The sequence below is a fragment of the Sinorhizobium medicae genome (assembly GCF_007827695.1).
Classification (GTDB): Bacteria; Pseudomonadota; Alphaproteobacteria; order Rhizobiales; family Rhizobiaceae; genus Sinorhizobium; species Sinorhizobium medicae.
This window is the reverse complement of sequence record NZ_VITA01000002.1, coordinates 245,688-268,228: the sequence shown is the minus strand read 5'-3', so window position 1 is coordinate 268,228 and position 22,541 is coordinate 245,688. Positions and strand designations below refer to the sequence as shown.

The 22,541-nt window shown below is 61.2% G+C and carries 26 protein-coding genes; 8 read left to right on the top strand and 18 right to left on the bottom strand.

Features of this window, described 5'->3' with window-relative positions:
• Window positions 1–38: 38 nt before the first annotated feature.
• The 3 genes from FB009_RS04600 to FB009_RS04590 form a co-directional block, all read right to left on the bottom strand.
• Window positions 39–284 carry a hypothetical protein gene (locus FB009_RS04600; protein WP_024311259.1) on the bottom strand — a complete coding sequence of 82 codons (246 nt, stop codon included), beginning with the start codon at window positions 282–284 and terminating at the stop codon, window positions 39–41.
• Window positions 285–496: 212 nt separating this feature from the next.
• Complete coding sequence (locus tag FB009_RS04595) at window positions 497–781, bottom strand: hypothetical protein (RefSeq protein WP_024311260.1); 285 nt, start codon at window positions 779–781, stop codon at window positions 497–499.
• 151 nt (window positions 782–932) lie between these two features.
• Window positions 933–1,595: an SH3 domain-containing protein gene (locus tag FB009_RS04590; protein WP_011974823.1), complete on the bottom strand. Its 663-nt coding sequence runs from the start codon at window positions 1,593–1,595 to the stop codon at window positions 933–935.
• Between the two features lie 246 nt (window positions 1,596–1,841).
• Between FB009_RS04590 and FB009_RS04585 the strand changes: the two genes are divergently transcribed.
• The gene (locus FB009_RS04585; protein ID WP_011974822.1) at window positions 1,842–2,900 is read left to right on the top strand and encodes a DUF2336 domain-containing protein; all 1,059 of its coding nucleotides are present in this window, start codon (window positions 1,842–1,844) and stop codon (window positions 2,898–2,900) included.
• A 153-nt stretch (window positions 2,901–3,053) separates the two neighbouring features.
• Here FB009_RS04585 and FB009_RS04580 read toward each other — a convergent pair whose 3' ends face one another.
• From FB009_RS04580 to FB009_RS04570, 3 genes are all read right to left on the bottom strand, one after another.
• The gene (locus tag FB009_RS04580; RefSeq protein ID WP_011974821.1) at window positions 3,054–3,401 is read right to left on the bottom strand and encodes a DUF1491 family protein; all 348 of its coding nucleotides are present in this window, start codon (window positions 3,399–3,401) and stop codon (window positions 3,054–3,056) included.
• Between the two features lie 70 nt (window positions 3,402–3,471).
• A complete protein-coding gene (locus FB009_RS04575; RefSeq protein WP_011974820.1) occupies window positions 3,472–4,410 on the bottom strand; it encodes a peptidoglycan-binding domain-containing protein in 939 nt (312 codons plus the stop codon).
• Complete coding sequence (locus FB009_RS04570; RefSeq protein ID WP_011974819.1) at window positions 4,382–5,959, bottom strand: sensor histidine kinase; 1,578 nt, start codon at window positions 5,957–5,959, stop codon at window positions 4,382–4,384. The genes FB009_RS04575 and FB009_RS04570 overlap by 29 nt, the downstream gene beginning before the upstream one ends.
• Window positions 5,960–6,472: 513 nt before the next feature.
• On the opposite strand from FB009_RS04570, the gene FB009_RS04565 reads away from it, so the two are divergent.
• Window positions 6,473–6,892: a DUF5330 domain-containing protein gene (locus FB009_RS04565; protein WP_011974818.1), complete on the top strand. Its 420-nt coding sequence runs from the start codon at window positions 6,473–6,475 to the stop codon at window positions 6,890–6,892.
• Between the two features lie 142 nt (window positions 6,893–7,034).
• Window positions 7,035–7,457, top strand: coding sequence for a SufE family protein (locus FB009_RS04560; protein ID WP_011974817.1), 423 nt, complete (start codon window positions 7,035–7,037; stop codon window positions 7,455–7,457).
• Between the two features lie 97 nt (window positions 7,458–7,554).
• Here FB009_RS04560 and mucR read toward each other — a convergent pair whose 3' ends face one another.
• The 8 genes from mucR to FB009_RS04520 form a co-directional block, all read right to left on the bottom strand.
• Window positions 7,555–7,986 carry an exopolysaccharide biosynthesis transcriptional regulator MucR gene (gene mucR, locus FB009_RS04555; protein ID WP_011974816.1) on the bottom strand — a complete coding sequence of 144 codons (432 nt, stop codon included), beginning with the start codon at window positions 7,984–7,986 and terminating at the stop codon, window positions 7,555–7,557.
• 405 nt (window positions 7,987–8,391) lie between these two features.
• Window positions 8,392–8,742 carry a monovalent cation/H(+) antiporter subunit G gene (gene mnhG, locus FB009_RS04550; RefSeq protein WP_011974815.1) on the bottom strand — a complete coding sequence of 117 codons (351 nt, stop codon included), beginning with the start codon at window positions 8,740–8,742 and terminating at the stop codon, window positions 8,392–8,394.
• Window positions 8,742–9,128 carry a cation:proton antiporter gene (locus FB009_RS04545; RefSeq protein WP_011974814.1) on the bottom strand — a complete coding sequence of 129 codons (387 nt, stop codon included), beginning with the start codon at window positions 9,126–9,128 and terminating at the stop codon, window positions 8,742–8,744. Before FB009_RS04545 ends, mnhG begins: the two co-directional genes overlap by 1 nt.
• Window positions 9,125–9,601: a Na+/H+ antiporter subunit E gene (locus FB009_RS04540; RefSeq protein ID WP_011974813.1), complete on the bottom strand. Its 477-nt coding sequence runs from the start codon at window positions 9,599–9,601 to the stop codon at window positions 9,125–9,127. The genes FB009_RS04545 and FB009_RS04540 overlap by 4 nt, the downstream gene beginning before the upstream one ends.
• On the bottom strand, window positions 9,598–11,160 hold the full coding sequence (locus FB009_RS04535; RefSeq protein WP_011974812.1) for a Na+/H+ antiporter subunit D: 1,563 nt from the start codon (window positions 11,158–11,160) through the stop codon (window positions 9,598–9,600). Before FB009_RS04535 ends, FB009_RS04540 begins: the two co-directional genes overlap by 4 nt.
• A 6-nt stretch (window positions 11,161–11,166) precedes the next feature.
• On the bottom strand, window positions 11,167–11,544 hold the full coding sequence (locus tag FB009_RS04530) for a Na+/H+ antiporter subunit C (RefSeq protein WP_011974811.1): 378 nt from the start codon (window positions 11,542–11,544) through the stop codon (window positions 11,167–11,169).
• The gene (locus FB009_RS04525) at window positions 11,544–11,963 is read right to left on the bottom strand and encodes a Na(+)/H(+) antiporter subunit B (protein ID WP_011974810.1); all 420 of its coding nucleotides are present in this window, start codon (window positions 11,961–11,963) and stop codon (window positions 11,544–11,546) included. Before FB009_RS04525 ends, FB009_RS04530 begins: the two co-directional genes overlap by 1 nt.
• Window positions 11,960–14,335, bottom strand: a complete 2,376-nt coding sequence (locus FB009_RS04520; RefSeq protein ID WP_011974809.1) for a putative monovalent cation/H+ antiporter subunit A — start codon at window positions 14,333–14,335, stop codon at window positions 11,960–11,962. Before FB009_RS04520 ends, FB009_RS04525 begins: the two co-directional genes overlap by 4 nt.
• A gap of 325 nt (window positions 14,336–14,660) precedes the next feature.
• Here FB009_RS04520 and FB009_RS04515 point away from each other — a divergent pair, with 325 nt between their 5' ends.
• Complete coding sequence (locus FB009_RS04515) at window positions 14,661–15,158, top strand: hypothetical protein (protein WP_011974808.1); 498 nt, start codon at window positions 14,661–14,663, stop codon at window positions 15,156–15,158.
• Between the two features lie 76 nt (window positions 15,159–15,234).
• Here the strand turns inward: FB009_RS04515 and trhA are convergent, their stop codons facing one another.
• The 3 genes from trhA to FB009_RS04500 form a co-directional block, all read right to left on the bottom strand.
• Entirely contained in the window at window positions 15,235–15,897 is a 663-nt protein-coding gene (gene trhA, locus FB009_RS04510) for a PAQR family membrane homeostasis protein TrhA (RefSeq protein WP_011974807.1), read from the bottom strand.
• Window positions 15,898–16,196: 299 nt separating this feature from the next.
• Window positions 16,197–16,541: a TraR/DksA family transcriptional regulator gene (locus FB009_RS04505; RefSeq protein ID WP_011974806.1), complete on the bottom strand. Its 345-nt coding sequence runs from the start codon at window positions 16,539–16,541 to the stop codon at window positions 16,197–16,199.
• Between the two features lie 55 nt (window positions 16,542–16,596).
• The gene (locus FB009_RS04500; RefSeq protein WP_024311262.1) at window positions 16,597–17,019 is read right to left on the bottom strand and encodes a universal stress protein; all 423 of its coding nucleotides are present in this window, start codon (window positions 17,017–17,019) and stop codon (window positions 16,597–16,599) included.
• A 364-nt stretch (window positions 17,020–17,383) separates the two neighbouring features.
• On the opposite strand from FB009_RS04500, the gene FB009_RS04495 reads away from it, so the two are divergent.
• Window positions 17,384–18,271 (top strand): VOC family protein, encoded by an 888-nt coding sequence (locus tag FB009_RS04495; protein ID WP_024311263.1) that lies wholly within the window; start codon window positions 17,384–17,386, stop codon window positions 18,269–18,271.
• Between the two features lie 38 nt (window positions 18,272–18,309).
• Here FB009_RS04495 and FB009_RS04490 read toward each other — a convergent pair whose 3' ends face one another.
• Window positions 18,310–18,585 carry a DUF2798 domain-containing protein gene (locus FB009_RS04490; RefSeq protein WP_011974803.1) on the bottom strand — a complete coding sequence of 92 codons (276 nt, stop codon included), beginning with the start codon at window positions 18,583–18,585 and terminating at the stop codon, window positions 18,310–18,312.
• A 141-nt stretch (window positions 18,586–18,726) separates the two neighbouring features.
• Between FB009_RS04490 and FB009_RS04485 the strand changes: the two genes are divergently transcribed.
• The 3 genes from FB009_RS04485 (at window position 18,727) to FB009_RS04475 (ending at window position 22,470) form a co-directional block, all read left to right on the top strand.
• Window positions 18,727–19,647, top strand: a complete 921-nt coding sequence (locus FB009_RS04485) for a LysR family transcriptional regulator (protein ID WP_018208788.1) — start codon at window positions 18,727–18,729, stop codon at window positions 19,645–19,647.
• A gap of 171 nt (window positions 19,648–19,818) precedes the next feature.
• Window positions 19,819–21,927, top strand: a complete 2,109-nt coding sequence (locus tag FB009_RS04480; protein ID WP_011974801.1) for a S9 family peptidase — start codon at window positions 19,819–19,821, stop codon at window positions 21,925–21,927.
• A gap of 12 nt (window positions 21,928–21,939) precedes the next feature.
• Entirely contained in the window at window positions 21,940–22,470 is a 531-nt protein-coding gene (locus FB009_RS04475) for a DUF1697 domain-containing protein (RefSeq protein ID WP_145161465.1), read from the top strand.
• Window positions 22,471–22,541 lie beyond the last annotated feature (71 nt).

Sequence of the window (22,541 nt, the reverse complement as noted above, 5' to 3'; positions counted from 1 at the left end):
AACTGCCGTCGCACGAAGGGTTGATGGCCGCCCGCCACTTACCGCTTCTTGGCCTGCCGGTCGACCGGAGCAGTCGGCTGTGGTCCGCGACCGTCCAGCCTCTCATAACGGATACCCGTGAAGAACAAGACCTTGGCACCGCCCTTTGCGACGGGACGCCGTTCGGGCCGTTTGACGATGCGGTCCTGCATTCTGATTACGTCTGCCATGCTCGTCTCCATAATCTCCCGAGACGGATGAACTACCGTACAGATTTCACCCTGCCCGCTTGCGGGCTGACGCATTGTCGGGGCTCCCCGGACAGACGCGCCCTTCTCATTCACTCCTTCTTCCGGTCACCCGGATGTCGTCCGCTTCGGCATCAGAGGCAAATCAATGATACCCGTCCTGGACCGATTGAGCCACAGCCTGGTTAACCATTTGTTAAGCCAAAGCATGGCGCAGTGACTTCACGCAATCCTCAATCTTGGGGATATTCGGAGGCGGCAATCGCACTTCAGCGTCTCGCGATCAGTCCAAACAGGAAAGCTACTCCGGCAACCGTCAGCAACGTCGAAATCGGCTCTTCGCGAACGCGTTCCCGGACACGCTGAGTCATCAGTTCCGCTTCCCCCTGCACGACGGCCTTCGCTCCGCTTCCTATTGCCGACACGGTCTCCGTCAACCGCGCGATCTCTGCCTTCAATTCCTGCACCTGGGATTCCAGTTCGGCCTGCGCGCCCACCGTCCGCGTTTCGGTACCTGTCTCGGCGCCGACTGCCGCCAAATTCTTTTCCGCCATCTCTCCGCTCCTTGCCATTCCGGTGTCACCCTTTGCGCGATTTCAACGCATTGAGGCGGGATTGGTTCCCACGCGGGACGATGCAAAAGCCAATCGCGGCAGGAACGGCCGACGGCACAGGCCGCCGGCCCAGGAGCGGTTCGCCCGTCTACTATTCGCAGCGAACGTCGCCGGAATTGCAGTCCACGATGGTCCTGTGCCCCTCGTAACGGCGCTCACGACGCGGCTGTTCCGCACCGTCCGGCCGATACCCTTCGCTCTCCACCCTGCGTCGCCAGCGATCGTCGTCGCGACCGTATTCCGGTTCCCATTCGCGCCGCTCCCTGTCGCGGTCGCGCTCCCAGTCTCGGCGCTCCCTCACCTGGCGGCGCTCCCATTTGCGCCCGTCGCGCTCACGCTCGCGATCCCAATCGCGATCATGCCTCCAGCGGTCACGATCCCGGTAGAAGTCACGGCCGCGGTAATTCCGGTCCCAATAGCTGTCGAACTCGAAGACGACCGTCGGGATCCCGAGAGGGCGGTAATATTCCGGCTCCACATAGACCCTGCGGCTTTGAAAGGCGGCCTGCACATATCGGCCCGCCACCCATCCGCGTCCGCCGTAAAAGGACACGTCGCACCAGGGGCGGTCCGAGAGACAGCCATGGATTTCCACCGAATCGCCGGCCGGGATGACTGTCACTGCCGGATAATAGGTGCTCGGTCCCGAGCGCATGTTGACATTAGCGGTCGCAAAGCCCTCGGCCGCGGATGCAACTGCGGGCATCAGCAGCAGCGCACAGACAGCCACGGTCCGCAAAAACACTTTCTTCACAAATCAATCTCCCACATGTGAGGCCGCGGCCGAATCGCCTATCCGGCCGTTTGCCGTCGGGCGGATCAAATAGGATCCCTTGTGGACTTTTTATGGCTAAGGACGGCAACCTTCCCACGAGCCGGCGACCGGTCACGAGAATGACGCAAGCCTGAATAAAGCCCCAACGTCCATAGTTAATGGTGCGCTAACGATTTCAATCTACGTTTGGACACGTGTGTCGTTCCGAGCCATCGGAATGCCGTCATGCTTTGCGTTTTAGGATATGTCGTGACAAACCGGTTTCGTGAGTTGGAACGGCCGCAGACGGGGCGGCTGAAGGATGTCGTGCTGATGGCGACAGTCACCGGCTTCGAGAGCCTTCGCATTCCCAGCAGGTCCGACATGAAGCAGTTTGCCGAATTGTTCGAGCCGCTCTTCCTCGGCTCCAGCAATGAGGCACGCCGCCAGGCGGCTGCAGCCCTCTCCCAGTGCCCGCACGTGCCGGAATCCGTGGTCCTGCTGATCGGCAGCATGCCGATTTCAATTGCCGCCGCCTTCCTCACCCGCGCCAGGGCAATTCCCGATCGCGTGCTCGTTTCCATCATCCGTGAGCAAGGCCCGGCCCATGCCAGGGCCATTGCCCGCCGGGAAAACCTGTCGCCTTCAGCAATCGATGCGCTCGTCGAACATCACCAGCCCGCGCATTCTGAAGAGCGGCTCGATGGCGGTAGCGATCATCGCGCTCCAGGCGCGCGCCAGACGCAAGCGCCTACCGCCGTCGCCGACCGCGAAGAAAAACTGCGGGCGGAAATCAAGGCGCTGGCGCGGGTCGGATCACAGGAGAAGAGCGACAGATCGCTTATCCAGCCCATCGGTGAACTGCATTGCGCGCTTCTCGTTCGTTTCGCACGCAATGGCGAAACGGCGCTCTTTTCCACCGCGCTCGCAGACGCACTCGGAACAAGCCGCGCCCTCGCCGACCGTATTTTGCTGGATGTTTCCGGCCAGCAACTCGCTGCAGCGCTTGCAGCTCTGTCCTTTCCGGCGGGCGAGGAAACCCGTGTGCTCGAATTGCTTTATCCACATCTTTCCGAAAGGATCGGTGGCGGAAATCGCGCCGAGGCGCTGATCAGAAATCTCGACCGGCAGGCGAGCATCGAAAGGGTTGCCTCCTGGCTCCGCGCCGATGCGGGACCGCGGCCACCCCGTCATGAACGCCTTCTCGCTGACAACCGGGCCGCGGATCCGCGTCGGCAAGAGTCCCAATCCATTGCAAGTCAAAGCAAGACCGCCGATGCGAAGCGAAGCTTCGGCCGACAGTAAATTGCAACACGGCAACAAAAAAGAAGCAGCAGATGACCTCTACAGCGCCGTGCGTCTTATCAGACGGACAAAGGTCGCTGAGAGCACTTTGATCTGCTGCATGTTTTTGTCCTTCGATCGGATCCGATTAAAGGAAACATGCAGTGGGCAGGCTCACCCGCGGTCGTCCACCACATCGAAGAGATTGCCGCAGTCGTCGAGCTCCAGTTCGACGATCCAGCAGTCCGGATCAAATCGGATTTCTGAGGAAAGTGCCCGTTCGACGTCTTCGGCCCCGGCGCCACGCAACCGCACCTCGAATCTCCGCGACGTATCTCCTTCGTCGTCGAAGAAATTCTGCGGCGCCGGCGCATAGAGCGTCTCATAGCCCGACCGCCCGCGCTGGCGGATGAAGATCGCACCCGCCTCCTCCGCTCCCTTGCGCAGCACTGCCGCGTACCCGCCGCGTACAAAGACGCTCCGTATGAGCGAGGCGACGAAAATGTGGGATTTCAGGCGCATGCAAGGCTGATACACGCGCGGACGGCGCGATGCAAATCGAGAGCCTGAACATGCGCAGGACGGGATCGCGTCAGAGCGCGCCGATTTCCTTGAGCTTCTTGAGAACCTTGGCGTTGGGCTCTCCGGTCTGAGGAAGGCGGTAATGTTTTTCGAAATGGCGGATGGCGGCGCGTGTCTGATCGCCGGCAACCCCGTCGACCACGACATCCGCATAGGCGAGATTGCTCAGGCCCTTCTGGATGTTCATCACCATCTCGCTCGACACCGGAACCCCACGACGCGGTTCGAGCCCGTCGTCTTTCTCGGCGCTACGGATGGCGGCGGCAACCGGATCAGCATCGGCGGGAACGGTCTTCGGATCGGAATAGGGCCGGTTTGCGGGCGTGGCGACAAGCGCCGGAGTGCCGCCAGCGCTGCGCAGAGCCTGAAGCAGACCGGCACTTGGCGTACCGGTCTCCATACGGCCGGCCTGTTTTTCGAAGCGGAGGATCGCCGCTGAAGTTTTCGGGCCGCTTTGACCGTCCGGCGTTCCTTCGTAAAGACCCAGCCTTGCCAGTTCCTTCTGTATGTCGGCAATCAGCGTCGAGGCCTGCGCATCGGGTGCGCCCGAAAGCGGGGCGCCGCGTTCATTGGACCCGTCCGGAGCCGCATCGCGGACGGGCGTCTCACCTTCCCTCTCTATGACAAAGGTGGTCACGTTGCGCTGCTGGACCGGCTCCCCCTTGGCGGCGGCAAGGCGCTCGGCCACTTCCGGACTGACAAGGGGCACGCGCGTGCGAAGAAGCGGAGAAGGATGCCTTCCGTGCTGATACCACATGGCGTTTGCTGCCACGAAACTGAAAACGACCGCAAAAATCGCCGTCCCGCCGGCGCTCAACGGATGACGGGAGACCAGGCGGCCGGCGAGCACCAGCCCACGGCCGACCAAAGCGAGTCCGCGCAAGGCAAGACCCGCACCCCGCCGCGCCGCCCGGTTACGCTCAGGCTGTTTTCGCTTGCGCGGTGCCATGTCCCCCTTCCCGACCCATTTCTCCTTTGCGGAGAGCCTCGACCACGGCCGGCTCACCAACATCGCTTTTTCCGTCGCCGCGCAGCGTCAACCGCGGCGGAAACTCCACCGTGACAGGCACGCGCGCGCATTCCGCTCCGGCAATGCTCGAAACATCGCAGGGAATGGAGACCACGACCTCGGTGCCCTCACCCTCGGCGCTACGGATCGAAACGTCGCCGCCATGCAGTTCGGCAAGTCCCTTCACCAGAGACAGCCCAAGTCCCGTTCCCTCGTAGCGGCGGGTATAATCATTCTGAATCTGGACAAAAGGTTGGCCAAGCATCTTCAGCTTGTCCGCGGCGATGCCGATTCCGGTATCACTGACCGTAAGCTTCAGCAAGGCGCCTTCCCGGGCGGCATCGACGGTGACAAGCCCACCCCGGTCGGTAAACTTGATCGCGTTACCAACGAGATTGATGAGAATTTGCTGGACGGCGCGCTGGTCTGCATTGATTTCGCCAACCGAACGGGTAACCCGGCTCGCCAGTCGCACACCCTTCTCGCGCGCCTGGTGCGACAGCATCGCCTCGCATGCGGCGATGGCCTCGGCGACGCGGAAAGGTTCGCGGAGAAGCTCGTAGCGGCCCGCTTCGATCTTGCTCATGTCGAGCATCGTGTTGACGACCGAGAGAAGATGCGTGCCGGACTGGTGGATCAGCGACACATATTCGCGCTGGCGATCGTTTTCGAGTTTCCCGAAATATTCACCGGCAAGAACGTCGGAAAAACCGAGAATGGCATTGAGCGGCGTGCGCAATTCGTGGCTGACCGCGGCAAGGAACCGGGTCTTGGCATCGTTTGCGGACTCGGCGTGCGCGGCCCTGGCTGCCGCCTCCGCCTGCAAACGCGCGCCTTCGGAGACATCGCGCGACTGGGCGACAATCGCGAGGAGATTTCCTTCAGCGTCCCGAAGGGGCGTCATCTCGCAATAGAAATGAGCGAATTGGGGACCATCCGCCGACGTCCGTTCGAGACGAATGTCCACAGCCGTGCGCTCGCTGTCGAGGCGCAGTGAATCGATCGCTCGCAGGAAAGCGATACGATCCGAAACGTGAATCTGCTCGATGAAGCCGCGCCCCTGCGGATCGCGCATCAGTTTCAGATATTCGCGGGCGTCGCGGCCGTGTACTGACCGGACGTGGCCCCTGATATCGTGGACAGTCACCAACCCCGCAAACAGATCATAGGCTGTATCGAGGTCTGGCAGGCCCGGCGCAGGCGCCACTTCCACCTCAGCGACGATCGGCTCGGCACGGCCGCCGGAAATAGCCGCCGCTGCGGCCAACAGGGAGGCCGACGCCCAAAGCGCCGCTCCCGCCGGCAGCGCGGCGGATACGGGCAGTGCCAGCGTCAGCGCGAGGGGGATGATCGGCAGCGCGGTCAAGGACACGGCAGCGACGGTGCGCAGGCGTCTGAAGTCATGACGTACGATTGCCGGGGCGAGAACGCTGCGTGGCAGCCAAGGTGCGGCCGCGTCATCCACGAGGGATAACCATTTGCCAGCCATGTCACGCAATAGACCCACGCCTTGCCCTGCCGCATTTGTTGTTCTTGGGAGGCGTTTATCGGACTTGTCCGCGTCGTCGCGGACGACCGCCTCGTGTGACCCGAATCTCGCATCCCCGACTTAATGAAAGAATAAACGGCAGCGCTCGGATGATGCCCGGAACGGCCGAAAATTCCCGATTCGAGGCAATCGGGGCAGACTTCGCCAGTTGTGGTTAACGGCACGTAAGCAGCGGATTTTTGTGCATTTTTCGGTTTGCGTTAACGATTTGGGCAGGCACGGCCACTGCCCGATGCCGCAGACGCAGGGCTTGGTATGGGGAGCCATGCCATGGGTGTTAACGATAATCGATAAAATGCAAGGTAAAGAGGCTGCACGAGCAATGAAATCCTGCATTTCATTAGAATTTGAGGCAAATATCGCGGTTTCTGGAAAAGCGGCCTTGTGATTCCCGCACTAGGTTCGAAGAGCAAACACAACGGCCGGAGCGGCAGGTAGAGAGGAGGGCGCAAGATGTGGTTTCTCGTAAAGGCGACGTTCTGGTTCTCGCTCGTTCTGGTGCTGCTGCCCTTTCTCGATCCCTCAAGCAGCGAGAAGCTCGAGCACGGCCCGAAAATGGAGATCAGCGGCACGTTTTCGGCCGCGAACGAGGCTTTCCAGTACATAAGCGCGATCTGCGTAGAAAAGCCCGATGTCTGCGAGAAGGGTACGGAGACTTTCGTCGCCCTCGGTCATCGTGCCCGCGAGGGCGCTCGGATCGCCTATGAGTTCCTCAACAGCCAGTTCGCGGAAGGCGACGCCGGCGCTCCCGACGTCAAGGTGATGACGGGCACCGTCACACCGGCGGAAGATCACCCTTCCGAGGAGGCGGCCGAGAAGACAGAGCCCGCCTTCAAGCGCATGCCAGTTCCCGAACGACGCCTCGCTCACTGACCTGCTCCAGGCAGCGCCTCCTGAGCTACGGAGTCGGAGCCGATCGTCCGCAGCGGCAGCAGGGACAAACGCGATTGCCTGTTCTCTTTGCCGTCCGCGTCTCCTATATGAAGTGAGATTGGCACCGAAAGCCGGGCATAGCATGACTTCAATTGACCAGATCATCGACGACTTTGCATTCCTCGACGAATGGGAGGACCGTTATCGCTATGTGATCGAGCTTGGCAAAAGCCTGCCCGAGATGCCGGAATCTTCGAGGACGAGCGAGAACAAGGTTCAAGGTTGCGCAAGCCAGGTCTGGCTCGTGACCCATACGGCGGGCGCTGCGGAAGACCCGCTTCTCACCTTCGAGGGAGAATCGGACGCACATATCGTGCGCGGCCTTGTGGCGATTGTCCTTGCCATCTTCTCCGGCAAGCCCGCCTCGGAGATTACCAGGATCGATGCTCTGGAGATCTTCGGCAAAATCGGCCTCATCGAACATCTATCCTCGCAACGCGCGAACGGCCTCAGATCGATGATCCGGCGCATAAAGAGCGAGGCCGAAGGTCGCCTGCACGCTTGATGGACGAACCCGCCGTCTTCCCGTCCTCATGAAAAAGGCCGGCCTTCCGGCCAGCCTTTGCAGCAACAGTTCAGTTGGTCGCCCCTCGCGAATCGGATTATTTACCGCGGCGCTTACGACGCTGTCCGAGACCCATTTCCTTGGCGAGCCGCGAGCGGGCTTCCGCATAGGCCGGCGCGACCATCGGATAGTCGGCAGGCAAATCCCACTTGTCGCGGTAGTCTTCCGGCGAAAGATTATGGTGGGTCATCAGATGCCGCTTCAACGACTTGAAGGTCCCGCCACATTCGAGACAAGTGATCTGGTCGTCCTGCACCGACTTTCGCACCGAAACCGCGGGCTTCGGCTTCTCCACCGGAACGACCACCGGCGCTGGAGCGGTCGTGTTGTTGAGTGCCGAATGCACGTCGGCTATGAGCGTCGGCAGCTCGGCAACCGGAACCACATGGTTGCTTACATAGGCGGCAACGATCTCCGCCGTAAGCTCAACCAGGAGTTCATTGCTCGTACCGAGCGAAGTCTCTGTCATGTCTTTCTCCTATCGGAATCAAGCGACGAAACCTGAAACACCGTTTCAGGGGGAGGATGTACAAAATGCCGTCAAATTGCGCTTACCGCCTTGGAACCGACCGCTATCTCGCCACAGAGACTGTGGTTCTGCCGCAACACCAAGGCTCGAATTGCGAGAGGAAAGATCCACCACCAAGGCGCCAAATCGGCCGACACCTCAAAGCAACGGACAAGCATCACAACTCAGGCTGGAATTTCAGTCCAAAGTATTTTCCACGACGACACTTTGTATTTACTGCATTAACATTGATCGGGCAAAAGTCAAAACATAAATTTATCGGATTGCAGCAACTTTATTCCGAATTGCTAAAATTGTAACGCCCGGCAAAATTGTCGCCAAATACAAAAACAGAAATGCCGCCTATCAATGCCGACGCGGCTCTTCCTTATGAGGAAGCTGATCTATCACCGATCGTTTTGTCATCCTGTAGCCCGCCTGATGCGCGGCTTTTGCCAGCAGATGGGCCGAGATGGGTGCCGTCAACACGAAGAAGACAAATCCCGCAAGCGCGCGCACGAAGATAGCGGCATCGAGCGAGTGCAAACCGGCCGCAAAGAGCAGCAGGCCCGAACCGATGGTTCCAGCTTTCGAAGCCGCGTGCATGCGGGTGTAAAGGTCGGGAAACCGGAGGAGGCCGAGGGCCGCGAGCAGCGAAAAGGATGCACCGACGACCATCACGAGCGCAACGATGTAGGCAGTGATCTGCAGGGCCATCAGCGTGCCCCCTTGCGTTTACGGCGCCCGGCCTGTCCCGGGCGCGGGCGCGCCGGGGACGGGTTCGGGCGGGAAACGTCCGTTGCACCCGGCGACATGCGTTCCGGTGCGAGACCCCGCGTCAGGATGAAGCGGGCGAAAGCGACGGTCGCGAGGAAACCGACAAGCCCGAGGGCGATTGCTATGTCGATGTAGAGATAGAATCCGGTCCTGACGGCGATTACCGCGATCAAGCCGATGGCGATCGCAACCAGCATATCGAGCCCGAGCACCCGGTCCGGAAGTGTTGGCCCGCGAACAATGCGCAGCACCGTCATCAGCAGCGCCAGAGAGAGGAGCACGAGCGCCAGGCCCGAAGCCGTGCTCAGAACTGCAGCGGGCGTCATCGTTCGAAGGCCTCCCGGATTCGACGCTCGAAGCCGCCGGCAATGTCTCGCCGCAAGGCTGCCGGATCGGCGCAATCGAGCGCATGTACATAGAGGGTCTTGCGATCTTCGGAGACATCCACCGACAGAGTTCCCGGCGTCAGTGTGATCAGGTTGGCGAGCAGCGTTATCTCGAAATCACTGTTAACCGCGAGCGGATAGGCAAAAATCCCGGGCTTCAGTTCCATATTCGGACGCAGAACCCGGATCGCGACCTTGGTTGCGGAGATCGCCAACTCCCTGAAAAACAGCAATGCGAGCAGCAGAAGCCGCAAGGGCCTCAACGGATAAGTCACCGGGCGCAGCTCCCGTCGGATCAGCCAGAGCGACAGGGCGCCGGCTGCGAAGCCCAGCAATAGGTTCGCGGGCGTGAAGCTGGCGCTGATTGCTCCCCAGATCAGCGTGAAAATTACGTTGGTCAGCAGGAACTTCATTGCGGACCTCCGGCGGGAAAGACTGAATTCAGGTAAGCGGAGGGCTCGGCCAGACCAGCCGCCGCGTTCTGGATCATCGCAAGCAGCGGCTCGGGGTAGACGCCAAGCGCCAGCGCCAGCAGCGTAAGCGCGGCAAGCGGACCGAAAGTCTTGGCCGGCAAGCGCGTCGTACCGCCGGCGTCAGGTCTCGTACTCTCGCGCCAATAGGCCAGGAGGAAAAGCCGGCCCGTGGCTATCATGGTGAAGAAGCCGACAAGAAGGAGCGCGGCGGCAAGCCACCAGGCGCCGATGTCGAGCGCTGCCTTCACCAGCATGACCTTCGGCCAGAAGCCGGAAAAGGGCGGGAGGCCCGAAACGGCGAAGCACAGCATCAAGGTGAGCGCAGCAAATCCGACATGCTTGCGGTAAAGACCGGCAAGCGTCGAGATCGAGCTATCCGCGCCAAGGCGCATGGCAATCCCTGAAGCAAAATACAGGCCCGTCATCACCAGCATCGAATGGAGTGCATAGAAAATTGCGCCGCCGATGCCGCCTGGTCCGCCGATGGCGATGCCTGCAACCATCGAGCCGATGCCCGACACGACGAGGTAGCCGAGGATGCGGCGGAAATCCGTTTGCGCGAGCGCACCGAGAACGCCGACCATCATCGTCAGCGCGCCGATAAGCGCCAGTACAAAGCTCAGCTCCTCCCTTTCGACCGGGAAGAGCATGACAGTCACCCGGATCAGGGCATAAATACCGACCTTGGTAAGCAGGCCTGCAAAGAGCGCCGACACGACCACGCGAGGCGTATGATAGGAAGCCGGCAGCCAGAAATTCACTGGAAACGCGGCCGCCTTCATGCCGAAGGCAAGAACATAGAGCCCGACCAATGTCATCAGCGGCGCACCGGCGCGCAGTTCGTCAGCCTTGCGCGCGATGTCGGCCATGTTGAGCGTGCCGAACACGGCGTAGAGGAAGCCGGTGGCGACGAGAAACAAGGTCGTCGCGACCAGATTCAGAAATCCGTATTTCACCGTCCCGTCGATCTGCTCCCTCTCGGAGCCGAGGACCAGAAGACCGAAGGACGAAATCAGCAGGACCTCGAACCAGACATAGAGATTGAAGATATCTCCCGTAAGGAAGGCTCCCGAAACGCCGGCCATCAGCAGCATCAGCAGCGGATAGAAACCGTAGCGCCGGCCGCTCTCGTTGATATCGGCCAGCGAAAAGATGCCGGCGGCAAACGCAACGGCAGCGGCCATAAGAGCAAAGAGCGCTCCGGTCAGGTCGACGGTGAAGGCGATACCGAACGGCGGCAGCCAGCGTCCCATCACCATCGTCGTCGGACCGTTTCGCGCGACATGATCGAGCAGCGCCACGTCGATCAGCACGAGCACGGCCAGAGCCGCCAGGGCTATCACAGGCTGGAGAATGGCCCATCGGCGAAGCATCATGAGGAGCGCGCCGACAGCCAGGCACCACGCGACCGGCAGAACGACAAGCCATTCGGCAGCCGATGTGGGGGTCAGCACCAGTGCTGCGGAAAGGTCGACGGGAGCGGAGGTAGAAACAGCCATGGCGCGTCAGTATCCCAGCGGCGGCGCCGGCTCGCTCACCGGTTCCGCAACTCGCATCTCGTCCGTATTGTCCGTCGCCAGGTCTTCATACGCCCGCCAGGCAAGAACAAGGAGGAAGGCGAAGAATGAGAAGGAGATGACGATGGCGGTCAGGATCAGCGCCTGCGGCAAGGCATTGGCCGCGGGACCGCCAAGCGTGTCGGCCCCTTCAGCTATGACGGGCGGCACGTCGCGCGTCAGGCGCCCCCCGGTGAAAATCAAAAGGTTCACCGCATTTCCCAAAATCGCGACGCCCAGCAGAATGCGGATGACTGACTTCGACAGAAGCAGGTAAATGGCCACGGTGAAGAAGAGGGTGACCAGCAGGGAAAACCAGGTTTCCATCAGGCGCCTCCCCCTTCCTCAAGCGAGAGTGCGATCGAGCTGATGGCACCGACGACGACCAGGTAAACGCCCGTGTCGAACAGCATGACGGTGGAGAGCGGAACTTCCACGCCGAGCACGGACGGGTATATCCACAGCCCGGTCATGAACGGCACCCGCGCGAAAAGGGACACCAGACCGGCCACGGTCGCGGCGAAGAGGCCGGCGCCCGCAATCGCCATAGGGTGAAAATATATTGCCCGCCGCACCGTGACCACACCATGGGCGATGCCGTAGATCGCTAGCGCCGAGACGGCGATCAATCCGCCAATGAACCCGCCCCCGGGTTCATTGTGGCCGCGCAGCAGAACGAAGATCGAAAAGAGCATCATCAATCCGGTGAGGAAGGGGGCGACGGTCCGAAATATAATCGACTTCATACCAGCTCCTTCGAACTCGCATCGGCGGCCGCAATCTCGGTCAGCTCACCACGTTTCAACGATCCCGCCCGCAGCCGCACGAGCGAAAGGATTGACAGGCCGGCAACCAGCACCACCGCAATTTCGCCGAGCGTATCCGTGCCGCGGAAGTCGACTATGATGACGTTGACTACATTTGCACCGTGCGCGATCGACTTCGAATAGAGATTGAAAAAGTCCGTCAGCGTCGAATCGAACGGCACGCCGGTGACCCTCAGGAGGAAAAGACCGAACCCGGCTCCGCAGGCGAGCGCGATTGTAAAGTCGGGCAGCTTCTGTCTGAGCGGCCTGTGGTCCGAGGGAGACAGCCGCAACCGCGTCATCACCAGCGCCAGAACGACGACCGACAGTGTCTCTATCATGAATTGGGTGAAGGCAAGATCGGGGGCGCCGTAAAGCAGAAAGAGCATCGCCACGGCAAAGCCCTGAATGCCGAGGGAGACGATCGCCGTCAGCCGATCCGCGGCCATCACCACGGCGAAGAGGCCAAGGGCTGCGATCGCCATGATCGCGAATTCGTGGAGCGGAACGTCCGCCGGAAAGAACGGCGCGCGCGGGAATTCGCCATAGCGCAGCGGCAACGCCAGCATGACGGCGGCGACCAGCACGAAGGTCATGGTCATATAGGTGTCGAGCCGGCCCCCCTGCAGTCGACGGGTGGCGGTGACCGCAAAGCGCACGAGGCCACGCATGAACTGGTCGAAGCCCCGATCGGGTCCCCAGCCGATATCCGCAAGAACCGCCACCATGGCCGCGCGCAGCCGAGCCAGATTGAGGAACAGAACGACGCCGACCGCCAGCGTCGCGACGGAAAGCAACAGCGCCACGCCGAAATGCGGCACCAGCGATATCGTGGCGCTTCTCGGCTCGCCGGCGACGGCCGACGCCATGGGCGAGGTCACGTAGCGATGAACGAAGCCCGACATCAGGGCCATTGAAAGACCTTTTGCGGCCAGAATGGCCGGACCTAGCCAGAGGAGCACCGGAGCCTCGTGGGGAGGCTTGGGCGTGTCGACCTTCGGGCCGAGAAACGGCTTCAGGGCGATCGCAAATCCGACGGCGAACATCAGCCCATTGCCGAGAATGGTCAATGCCGCGAAAACCATGGAACGGCGGTCGAAACCGGAGAGTGCGGTGTAGATTTCCTCTTTTGCAAGGAACCCGAAAAAGGGCGGCAGCCCCCCCATCGACAAGGCCGCCGTAAGAGCTATGACAAAGGTCAACGGCATCGCCGTGCGCAGGCCGCCGAGCTTCGTCAGGTCGCGCGTACCGGTTTCATGGTCGATGATGCCGGCCACCATGAACAGGGCCCCCTTGAAAAGGGCATGCGCCACCAGATAGAGCACGGCGGCTTCGATCGCATAGGGCAAGCCGAGCCCGGTCAACATGACCAGCAGGCCGAGCGACGACATCGTCGTATAGGCCAGCATCATTTTGAGATCCGTTTGGCGCACGGCCAGCGCAGCTCCGGCAATAAGGGTCGTCACACCGAAAAGCGGCAGCAGGACCTGCCACTCGGTCGTGCCGCCGAGCACCGGGTTGAGCCGCATGAGAAGATAGACGCCCGCCTTCACCATCGTCGCCGAATGCAGGTAAGCCGAGACCGGAGTCGGCGCCTCCATGGCATTCGGCAGCCAGAAGTGAAACGGAAACTGTGCCGACTTGGTGAAGGCGCCGCCGAGGACAAGGAGCAGTGCTGCGAGATAGAACGGGCTCTCCTTCAGTTCGTCGCCGAACGTCAGGAGCAGCGAGAATTGGGTGACGCCGCTGACGTTCCAGATGATGATAAGCCCGGCCAGCAAGGCGAGCCCGCCTCCGCCCGTGACCACCAGGGCCTGCAAAGCCGCGCGGCGCGCCGCCTCGCGCCGGTGATCGAAGCCGATCAGCAGGAACGAAGTGATGGACGTCAGTTCCCAAAAGACGAAGAGCATCAGGAAGCTGTCCGACACGACCAGCCCCTGCATCGATCCCATGAACATCAGGATGAACGAGAAGAAGCGGCCCTGATCGGGATGTCCCTTCAGATAGCCGCCCGAATAAAGGACGATCAGGGTCCCGATGCCCGAAATCAGAAGAGCGAAGGTAAGCGACAAGCCATCGATCAGCCAGGAGAAGCTGACGTTGAACGACGGTATCCAGGCATAGCCGCCGGTGACGATTTCGCCAGCGGCGACTTCCGGAACGAAGCCGGCGAAATGAACGAAGATCGCGAATGGCGCAAGCGCCAGGAGCCAGGCAGCATTCCCGCCGAGGAACCGAGTGAGGGCCGGTGCGATGAGGGCCGCGGCAAAGGGAAGACCGAGGGCCAGAAATGTCAGGGCCGCGGCATCCATCGTGTCGACACGCTCCTTCTCATTGATCGTTCAGTCAATCTTCCACCGGACATAGAAGAAGGGCGGGCCCGCCTCAAGGGAAATCGGCCTCGTTGCGAAGTTATGCCACGCTTATACTATCGTTAACGGGCTGTGTGCTCGCCTCGATCCGCGTCAAGCTGCTTTCCACCACATGGAGCTGTGCCGCCATTTATCCATCAGCGGGCACCATCCTGTAAAAGCGCGGCAATCAATAGGAGCGCAGTGACGTCGGGAGGATTGAAAACGCGGCTGGGAATCATAACGTGAGAGCGGCAGCTCAAACCAAAACCAGAGGAAGCTCCGCATGCGCAGTGCCCTTATCGCATCCCTGCTCACCGCTGCGCTTGCCTCGCCGAGTGCCGCCTATGACGATTGGCATCCCTATGCCAACCCCCGCTTCGGTTACACGGTCGACATCCCGCCCGGTTTCGAAATGGGGCCACAGGCTGCCAACGGAGAAGGAGCCGAATTCCGTTCGGGCGACGTTGGCGCTACACTCATGGTGTTCGGCACTCATCCGTTGGACGGCGATTTTGAAACCGACGTCGCCGAAAGGATCGGTTACGAGAAGCAGGGCGGCTGGCGAATTATTTTCTCTCGTGTCACCCCCGCCTGGGCAAGCTTTTCCGGAGCACACGAGAGCGACGTTTTCTATGCACGGGCGATCGCGCTATGCGACGGCAGCGCCGCCTATTTCCGGCTTCAGTACCGCAAGAGCAAGCTGACCAGTTTCGATGGAGTCATCTCGCGCATGGCCGCAGCGCTCAGGCCGTCGGAAGGATGCCAGCCGGCTTCAGATTGAGCCGCTTAGATGGCGATGCGCACCGCGCGATGAGAGGCAGAAAACCGCATACGGTTTTCCGCAAGCCCGGCCCGATCTAAGATGCTGCGCCTCCGCTGATGCAGGTCAAAACTGCGGAATAGTGCACCGCGGCCCCCGCCACCACGAAGCCGTGCCAGATGGCGTTCTGGTAGCGCAGACGCTCCCAGACATGGAAGATGACGCCGACCGAATAGATGATGCCACCGGCAACGATGAGAGTAAGCGTCGTTGCGCTCAAGGCCGTAAAGAGGGATTCCGCGGCGAGCAGCCCGCTCCAGCCCATTGCGAGGTAGAGCAGAATCGCCAGCCGATCGAAACGCCCCGGCAGAAGGCACTTCAGGGCAATACCGGCAGCCGCGATAAGCCAGATGGCGACGAGCATCGAGAAGAGAAACGGATCGTCCCAGCCGCGCTGCAGAAACGGCGTGTAAGTTGCAGCGATCAGCACGAAAATCCCGGAGTGGTCAAGCCGGCGCAGGAGCCATTTCGCCCGGCCGGCTGGAAAAAGATTATAGATAAACGACACCGAAAGGGCCGCGATGAGTCCGCCGCCATAGATCGAAGCCGCGGCCAACTGACCGGACGTACTCCACACGGTGGCGTAAAAGATCAAGGCGGTAACACCGACGAGCGCCGCCGAGAGCCCGATGCCGTGGACAATTCCATCGGCGATCACCTCCGAGCGGTCGTAGTCCCATTTGACGCCAGGTCCCTTCACGGCCCCTCCGCTCTCTGCAGCGACACGCAACGCACGGGCTCGATCAAATGCGACGAGCTTCCGACGAACTTCGGCGAAAGCGGACGCGCATCACCCCCCGATGCTTGCTTTTTGGCCATCGTGCCACAGACAAGCCACACGGAAAAGTATCGGGGTCGGGCCAAAGGATAAACTTTTGCAACGCATTACGACAGATGCGGCGCCCTCGTTGCGACCCGGTAGAGCCCGCCGGTAGTGGAGATCGGCGCGTTAGGTTGGGGCTCAGAAGCGAGGCGATGCATGCGATTCGATTTGCTGGTCTACCGGCTGCTTGCCGCAAGCTCGGCGGCGCAGGTCTGGCAGAGCGGCGCATGCGGCACGGCGCGCAGTCGTTCCGGGGAAATTGCGTCTCCACAACGCGCGCAGATGCCGAAGGTTCCTGCTTCGATGCGGTTGAGCGCGGCGTCAATGGCGCGGATCTCACCCTGACCGGCGAGACCGAGACCTTCCAGAACTTCGTCGCTCTCCCGTTCCGTTACGCGATCCGGTACGTCTGCATTCATCGGCTGCTCGAGGTCCTCCTCGATCTTCACGAGCCGCCCATACAGTTCGCGTTTGCGGCGCAAGAGCTGTTCGCGAAAGTCATCCAACGCGTACTTGTCCATTGCGTGACTCCTTGGAGGCGGCGCAGGTTCCCGCACCGCTCCGTTTATCGTGGTGTTACCGATCGATGAGAACCGCGCAGGGGCAATGGCTGACGACGCGGCTGGCGGTGGATCCGATGAAGTAATCGATCAAGCCCGGTCGGTGCGACGCGATGATCACCAGGTCGGCATTCTCTTCCTTTGCAAGGGCGTTGATGCTGCCTGCCGCACCGCCTGTGCGGATTTCCACGCGTCCGTTGATGCCGTGCTTGGTCCTCAGTGCTTCCAGGGTCTTGACCGCGTGCTTGCGCGATTCTTCGATCATCTCCAGCGGAAAATCGACGATCATATAGCCTTGTGCATAGGCGTTGAGATCCTCGACGACATTGAGCAGAATGATCTCTCCCCCTTCATCGATCAGCTTCACCGCAATGCCGAGAACGGACTCGCCATGCTCCAGCTGATCCATGGCGATCGGCACGATGATCTTTTTGTACATGCTATTACGTCCCTTCCTATGTTGCCACGCCGCACCCCAATGCGGCGCCTCCCTCAGCTTACCGTCAGTCATCTCGCTCCGGCTGCCCTTGACCGAAGGGAGAAATGTAGCGCGGCCCGCGCCAACCGTATCTGAACGGTGACGGCAGTTCGGGCCTTGACTTGGATTGAAGTGACCGCCCCTCTCCTATCCCATCGCTCCCACAGTTAAAGGTAGCGCGCCTGCCCGGACTGTCAACGTTCATCGAACACAACATCAAGTAATATAAGAGCTTTCGTTAATCTCTTCACGCGCTCATATTGGATGAGCGACAGCAGATCACAGTCCGGGCACAGCCCGCCCGCTGTCCGAAAGGACGATTATGATGATGGACACGTCTCACCTGAAGCCGGTGAGTTTTCCCGCCGATCACGCGACCGCGATGCCCGCCTATGTCGATCAATCGCATCTCGTCGTCAGCGACCTCGACGCGGTCTCGTCCTGGTATCAGCGAATACTGGGCCTCTCGCCGATCGACACGAGCACGAACGGCGTAACGCTCGGTGTCGCCGGAACGCCGCTCCTGACGCTGACGGGCGGCGGCAGTGCCAAAAAGGCTCCGGTAAGCGCACCCGGTCTCTTCCATCATGCGTTTCTGGTTCCCGACCGCGCCGGACTCGGACGCTGGCTCGTGCATGCCTCCGAGAACGGGGTGCAGTTGCAGGGAGCATCCGATCATCTCGTTAGCGAGGCGATCTATCTGGCCGACCCGGAGGGCAACGGCATCGAAATCTACCGCGATCGCCCGCGCGAGGAATGGAACTATAGCGCGGACGGCATGGTGGCCGTGAATACTCTGCCGCTTGATTTGCAGGCGCTATACGACGAGACGCCGAAGAGCGGGTGGAACGGTCTGCCGCCGGGCACCGCGCTCGGCCATATTCATCTCCAGGTCTCGGATATTCCGCAGGCGGAGGCTTTTTTCCGCGACGCGCTGGGACTCGACCTAATGGCGCGCTATCCGGGAGCGAGCTTCTTCGCGACCGGCAAGTACCATCACCATGTGGCGGCCAACATCTGGAATTCGCGTGGCGCGCCGAAACGCCAGGGCAATATCACAGGCCTCGCCGACTATACGATCCGCTTCCGGGATCCGGCGGTGCTCGCCGCGACGATAGAGAAGCTCGATGCGCTGGAACTGGTGGTGAACCGGAGCGGCAGCGCCTACAGCCTCATCGATCCGTGGGGCATCGGGCTCAATCTGGAAGGCTAGTCCCGCAAGGGGCCGAAGGAACCTCGCCAGCGTCCGGCTCAACCCGGCATTCGGCATACCATCGAGACGAGCCGCATCACGAGCGGACGGACGATCAGGACGCAGACGAAGGCGACCGGCATGGCGAAGGCGTATGCCCCGACCACGCGTGCCGGATAGCCCTGATCGACACCGCTGTTTGCGGCAACGATCACGCTGCACATCAGCAAAGCCATGATCGCCGACATGAAAAACGCGAAGACGTATGGCACCGCGGTGGGCGGCAACTTGCGGCTGCGCACGGCGTAGAGCGGACTCATCATATCTTCAGACATCGAAATCTCCTGGTGACCGCGGCGGAGTTCCACCGGATCGCCTCACCTATACGGACGGGAGATGTTCCGGTAGCCCCTTGCATGCTCGTTCAGAACTAAGCAAAACTATCGAATGTCGCTCGCCATTCGATGGAATTGCTAATGGATAGCCTGCGGGGCATAGAAAGCTTCGTGCGGAGCGTGGAGGAAGGCAGCATCGCTGCAGCCGCCCGCAGGCTCGGGATCACGCCGGCTGCTGCAAGCCAGAACATCGCCCGGCTCGAGCGCGCGCTCGGAATTCGCCTTCTCGTCCGCACCACCCGACAATCGGGGCTGACCGAAGCCGGACGGCTTTATTACGACCGCGTGCGCGAAGTGATAAGCGAGCTCGAGCAGGCGGCGGCCGCCGTGTCGGTTCTCAACGAGGAACCCCGCGGTCGACTGAAGATCGCCTCTTCCGTGGCTTTCGGCCGCCATGTCATTGCGCCCCTGGTGCCATCCTTTGCAGCACGATATCCGGATGTCTCGATCGAACTGGTGGTGACAGACCGCAGCATCGACCACATAGGCGAAGGAATCGATATCAGCGTTCGCTTTGCCCAGCAGCTCGAGCCGGGGCTCATTACGCGAAAGCTCGGCTCGGTTCCGCTGGTGATATGCGCGGCGCCGTCCTACATCGCCCGGCGCGGCCGGCCCGAGACCCCGGAGGATCTGCGGCACCACGACTGCCTGATCTATCGCTTCGCCGGCCACGGCCGGCTTTTCCGCTGGGCCTTCGTTCGTGATGGCCTTCGCTTCGAGCCCGAATTGCGCCCGACGATCGTCAGCAATGACATCGACACTTTGGCCCAGATGGCAATCGCCGGCGCGGGCATTACCCGGCTCGGCACGTTCATCGCCAACCAGTTTTTCGAGCAAGGCCTGCTCGTGCCGCTTTTCGGAGAAGCCGCCGCCGAAGATGGCACGCGCGTGGATCACGAACCGCTCGATTTCTACGCCTGTTTCCTCGATCGTCAGGCCGAAACACCGAAGGTGCGCTCTTTCATCGACCACGCAGTGCAGTCGCTACAGGGGAGGTGGTGATCCCTGTTTACGCTTGATCGCGCGCACGACCCCCTCTATCTCCTTGTTTCCCTTTTATGGCGTCGTGCATCTCATCGAATGCGCGCAAATTTTTAGCACCCTGAATGCCGCAAGTTCCAATATCGGGTCGGATACTCGGAAATTCGCGGCAGCCCATTCCGGAGACATGCCTTGTCCGTATTCAAGAACCTGCCCGCCGCACCTGCCGCCCCGAAGAAACCGGTTGCCGATACTCGCCACGGCGTGACCCGCACTGACGATTACGCGTGGCTGCGGGCCGACAACTGGCAGGCCATGTTCAGAGATCCGTCGATCCTGGACCCGGCGATCCGCCAGCATCTGGAGGCGGAGAACACCTATATGAACGCCGCGATGGCCGACACGAAGGACTTGCAGAAGACCTTGTTCGCCGAGATGCGCGGGCGAATAAAGGAAGACGATTCATCGGTTCCGATGAAGGACGGCGCCTTCGCCTACGGCACGTCTTACGTCACCGGCGGCGAGCACCCGCGCTACTTCCGGATCCCGCGCGAAGGAGCACCTGGCGACGAGTCGATCCGCCAATTGCTCCTCGACGGTGACAAGGAGGCCGAGGGCAAGGCCTATTTCCGTATCGCCGGGCTCGACCATTCGAGCGATCATTCCCGCGGGATCTGGGGCTACGACGACAAGGGCTCGGAATATTTCACGCTCAGGGTGCGCGACCTTTCAACCGGCGAGGAACTCGGCGATCGGATCGAAAACACGGGTGGCGGCGGTGCCTGGGCACCTGACGGCACGAGCTTCTTCTACACCGTGCTCGACGAGAACCACCGGCCATCGAAGATATTTCACCACATTGTCGGAACGCCGCAGTCGGAAGACCGGCTGGTTTACGAAGAGCCCGATGCCGGATTCTTCATGTCCGTTGGCGGCTCGCTCCTGGATGATTTCATCTATATCGACATCCATGACCACGAGACGAGCGAGTATAGGCTGATCCCGACCACTGACTTGGCCGCAGAGCCGAAGATCGTGGCGGAGCGCGTGACGGGTCTTGAATATTCCATGACCGAGGGCGGCGACGTCTTCTACGTTCTGACCAATGCCGACGGCGCCAAGGATTTCAAGATCATGGAGGCGCCGGTGGCAGCGCCGCAGAAAGAAAACTGGCGCGAGGTCGTAGCGCACAAGCCGGGAACGCTGATCCTCAGCCACATGGCCTATGCCCGCCATCTTGTCTGGCTGCAGCGGCGTAACGGCCTGCCGGAAATCGTCATCCGCGACCGCCGGACCGGCGAGGAGCACGCGATCACCTTCGCCGAGGAGGCCTATTCTCTGGGACTGTCCGGTGCGGCAGAATACGATACCGACGTCATCCGATTCTCCTATTCCTCGATGACGACGCCTTCACAGCTTTTCGACTACAACATGCAGACGCGCGAGCGTACCTTGCTCAAGACGCAGGAGGTCCCCTCCGGGCACGAGCCGGACGACTATGTGACCCGCCGCGTGTTCGCTCCGGCACCCGATGGCGAGCAAGTGCCGGTCACCCTGCTCTATCGCAAGGATACGCCGCTCGACGGATCCGCCCCTTGCCTGCTCTACGGTTACGGTGCCTACGGCATCACCATTCCGGCGAGCTTCAACACCAATTGCCTGTCGCTCGTCGACCGCGGCTTCATCTATGCCATCGCCCATATCCGAGGCGGAAAGGACAAGGGCTTTCATTGGTACGAAGATGGCAAGATGGCGAAGAAAACCAACACGTTCAATGACTTCATCGCCGCTGCCGACTATTTGAATCAGGAGAGGTTCACCTCCTACGCGAACATCGTCGCCGAGGGAGGCTCGGCTGGGGGCATGCTGATGGGCGCCATTGCCAACATGGCGCCGGAGAAATTCCGCGGCATCATCGCCGCCGTTCCCTTCGTCGACGTGCTCAACACCATGCTGGACGATAGTTTGCCGCTGACGCCGCCGGAATGGCCCGAATGGGGCAATCCGATCGAAAGCCGGGAGTTTTACGGCATCATTGCCGCCTACTCGCCCTATGACAATGTCGACACAAAATCCTACCCGGCTATGCTGGCGCTCGGCGGCCTCACCGATCCGCGCGTCACCTATTGGGAGCCGGCGAAATGGGTGGCGAAATTGCGTGAGAAGACGACGGGCAGCGAACCGATACTCCTCAAGACCAATATGGATGCGGGCCATGGCGGCGCCTCCGGGCGCTTCCAGCGCCTGGAAGAGATCGCCTTCGAATACGCCTTCGCCATCAAGGTCGCCGGCAGGATGTAGGAGGCTGGCCCGGTGCCGGTCTATGTAGCACTGCTCAGGGCCGTCATTGTGGGCGGCACCGGCAAGCTGGCCATGGCCGACCTCATGGCGGCATGCGACGAACTCGGCTTCGCCGCCGCCAGGACCTATATGCAAAGCGGCAATGTCGTCTTTCGCTCGGACCTGCCTGAGGCCGCCGTGCAAGCGAAGCTCGAACAGGCACTTGCGGCCAGGATGGGCAAGGCCCCGGACGTCCTGCTCCGCAGCCGGCGACAACTGGAGGATGCTGCCGTAAAGGCAGGGCGGCTTTTCGATGCCAAGCCGAACTTCCTGCTGATCACCTTTCTGCCCGAACCGCCTGCGGCCGATGCTTTCGAGAGGCTGGTCGCGCCCGACGGCGAAGAGGTGCGGATCGACGGTCGGGAGGTCTATATTCATTATCCGAACGGATCCGGACGATCAAAGCTGAAGGTGCCCGCGCTGAGACCAGGTACGGCGCGCAACCTCAATACGGTTCGTAAACTCGCCGAAATGGCGGCCGCAATGGAGGACGGGTCCGCCTGAACCGCGGCGGGCGCACCCTATTGCAGTCGAGGATCGATGCCCGAGCGGGAAGTTCCTCACGGTACAGCGCG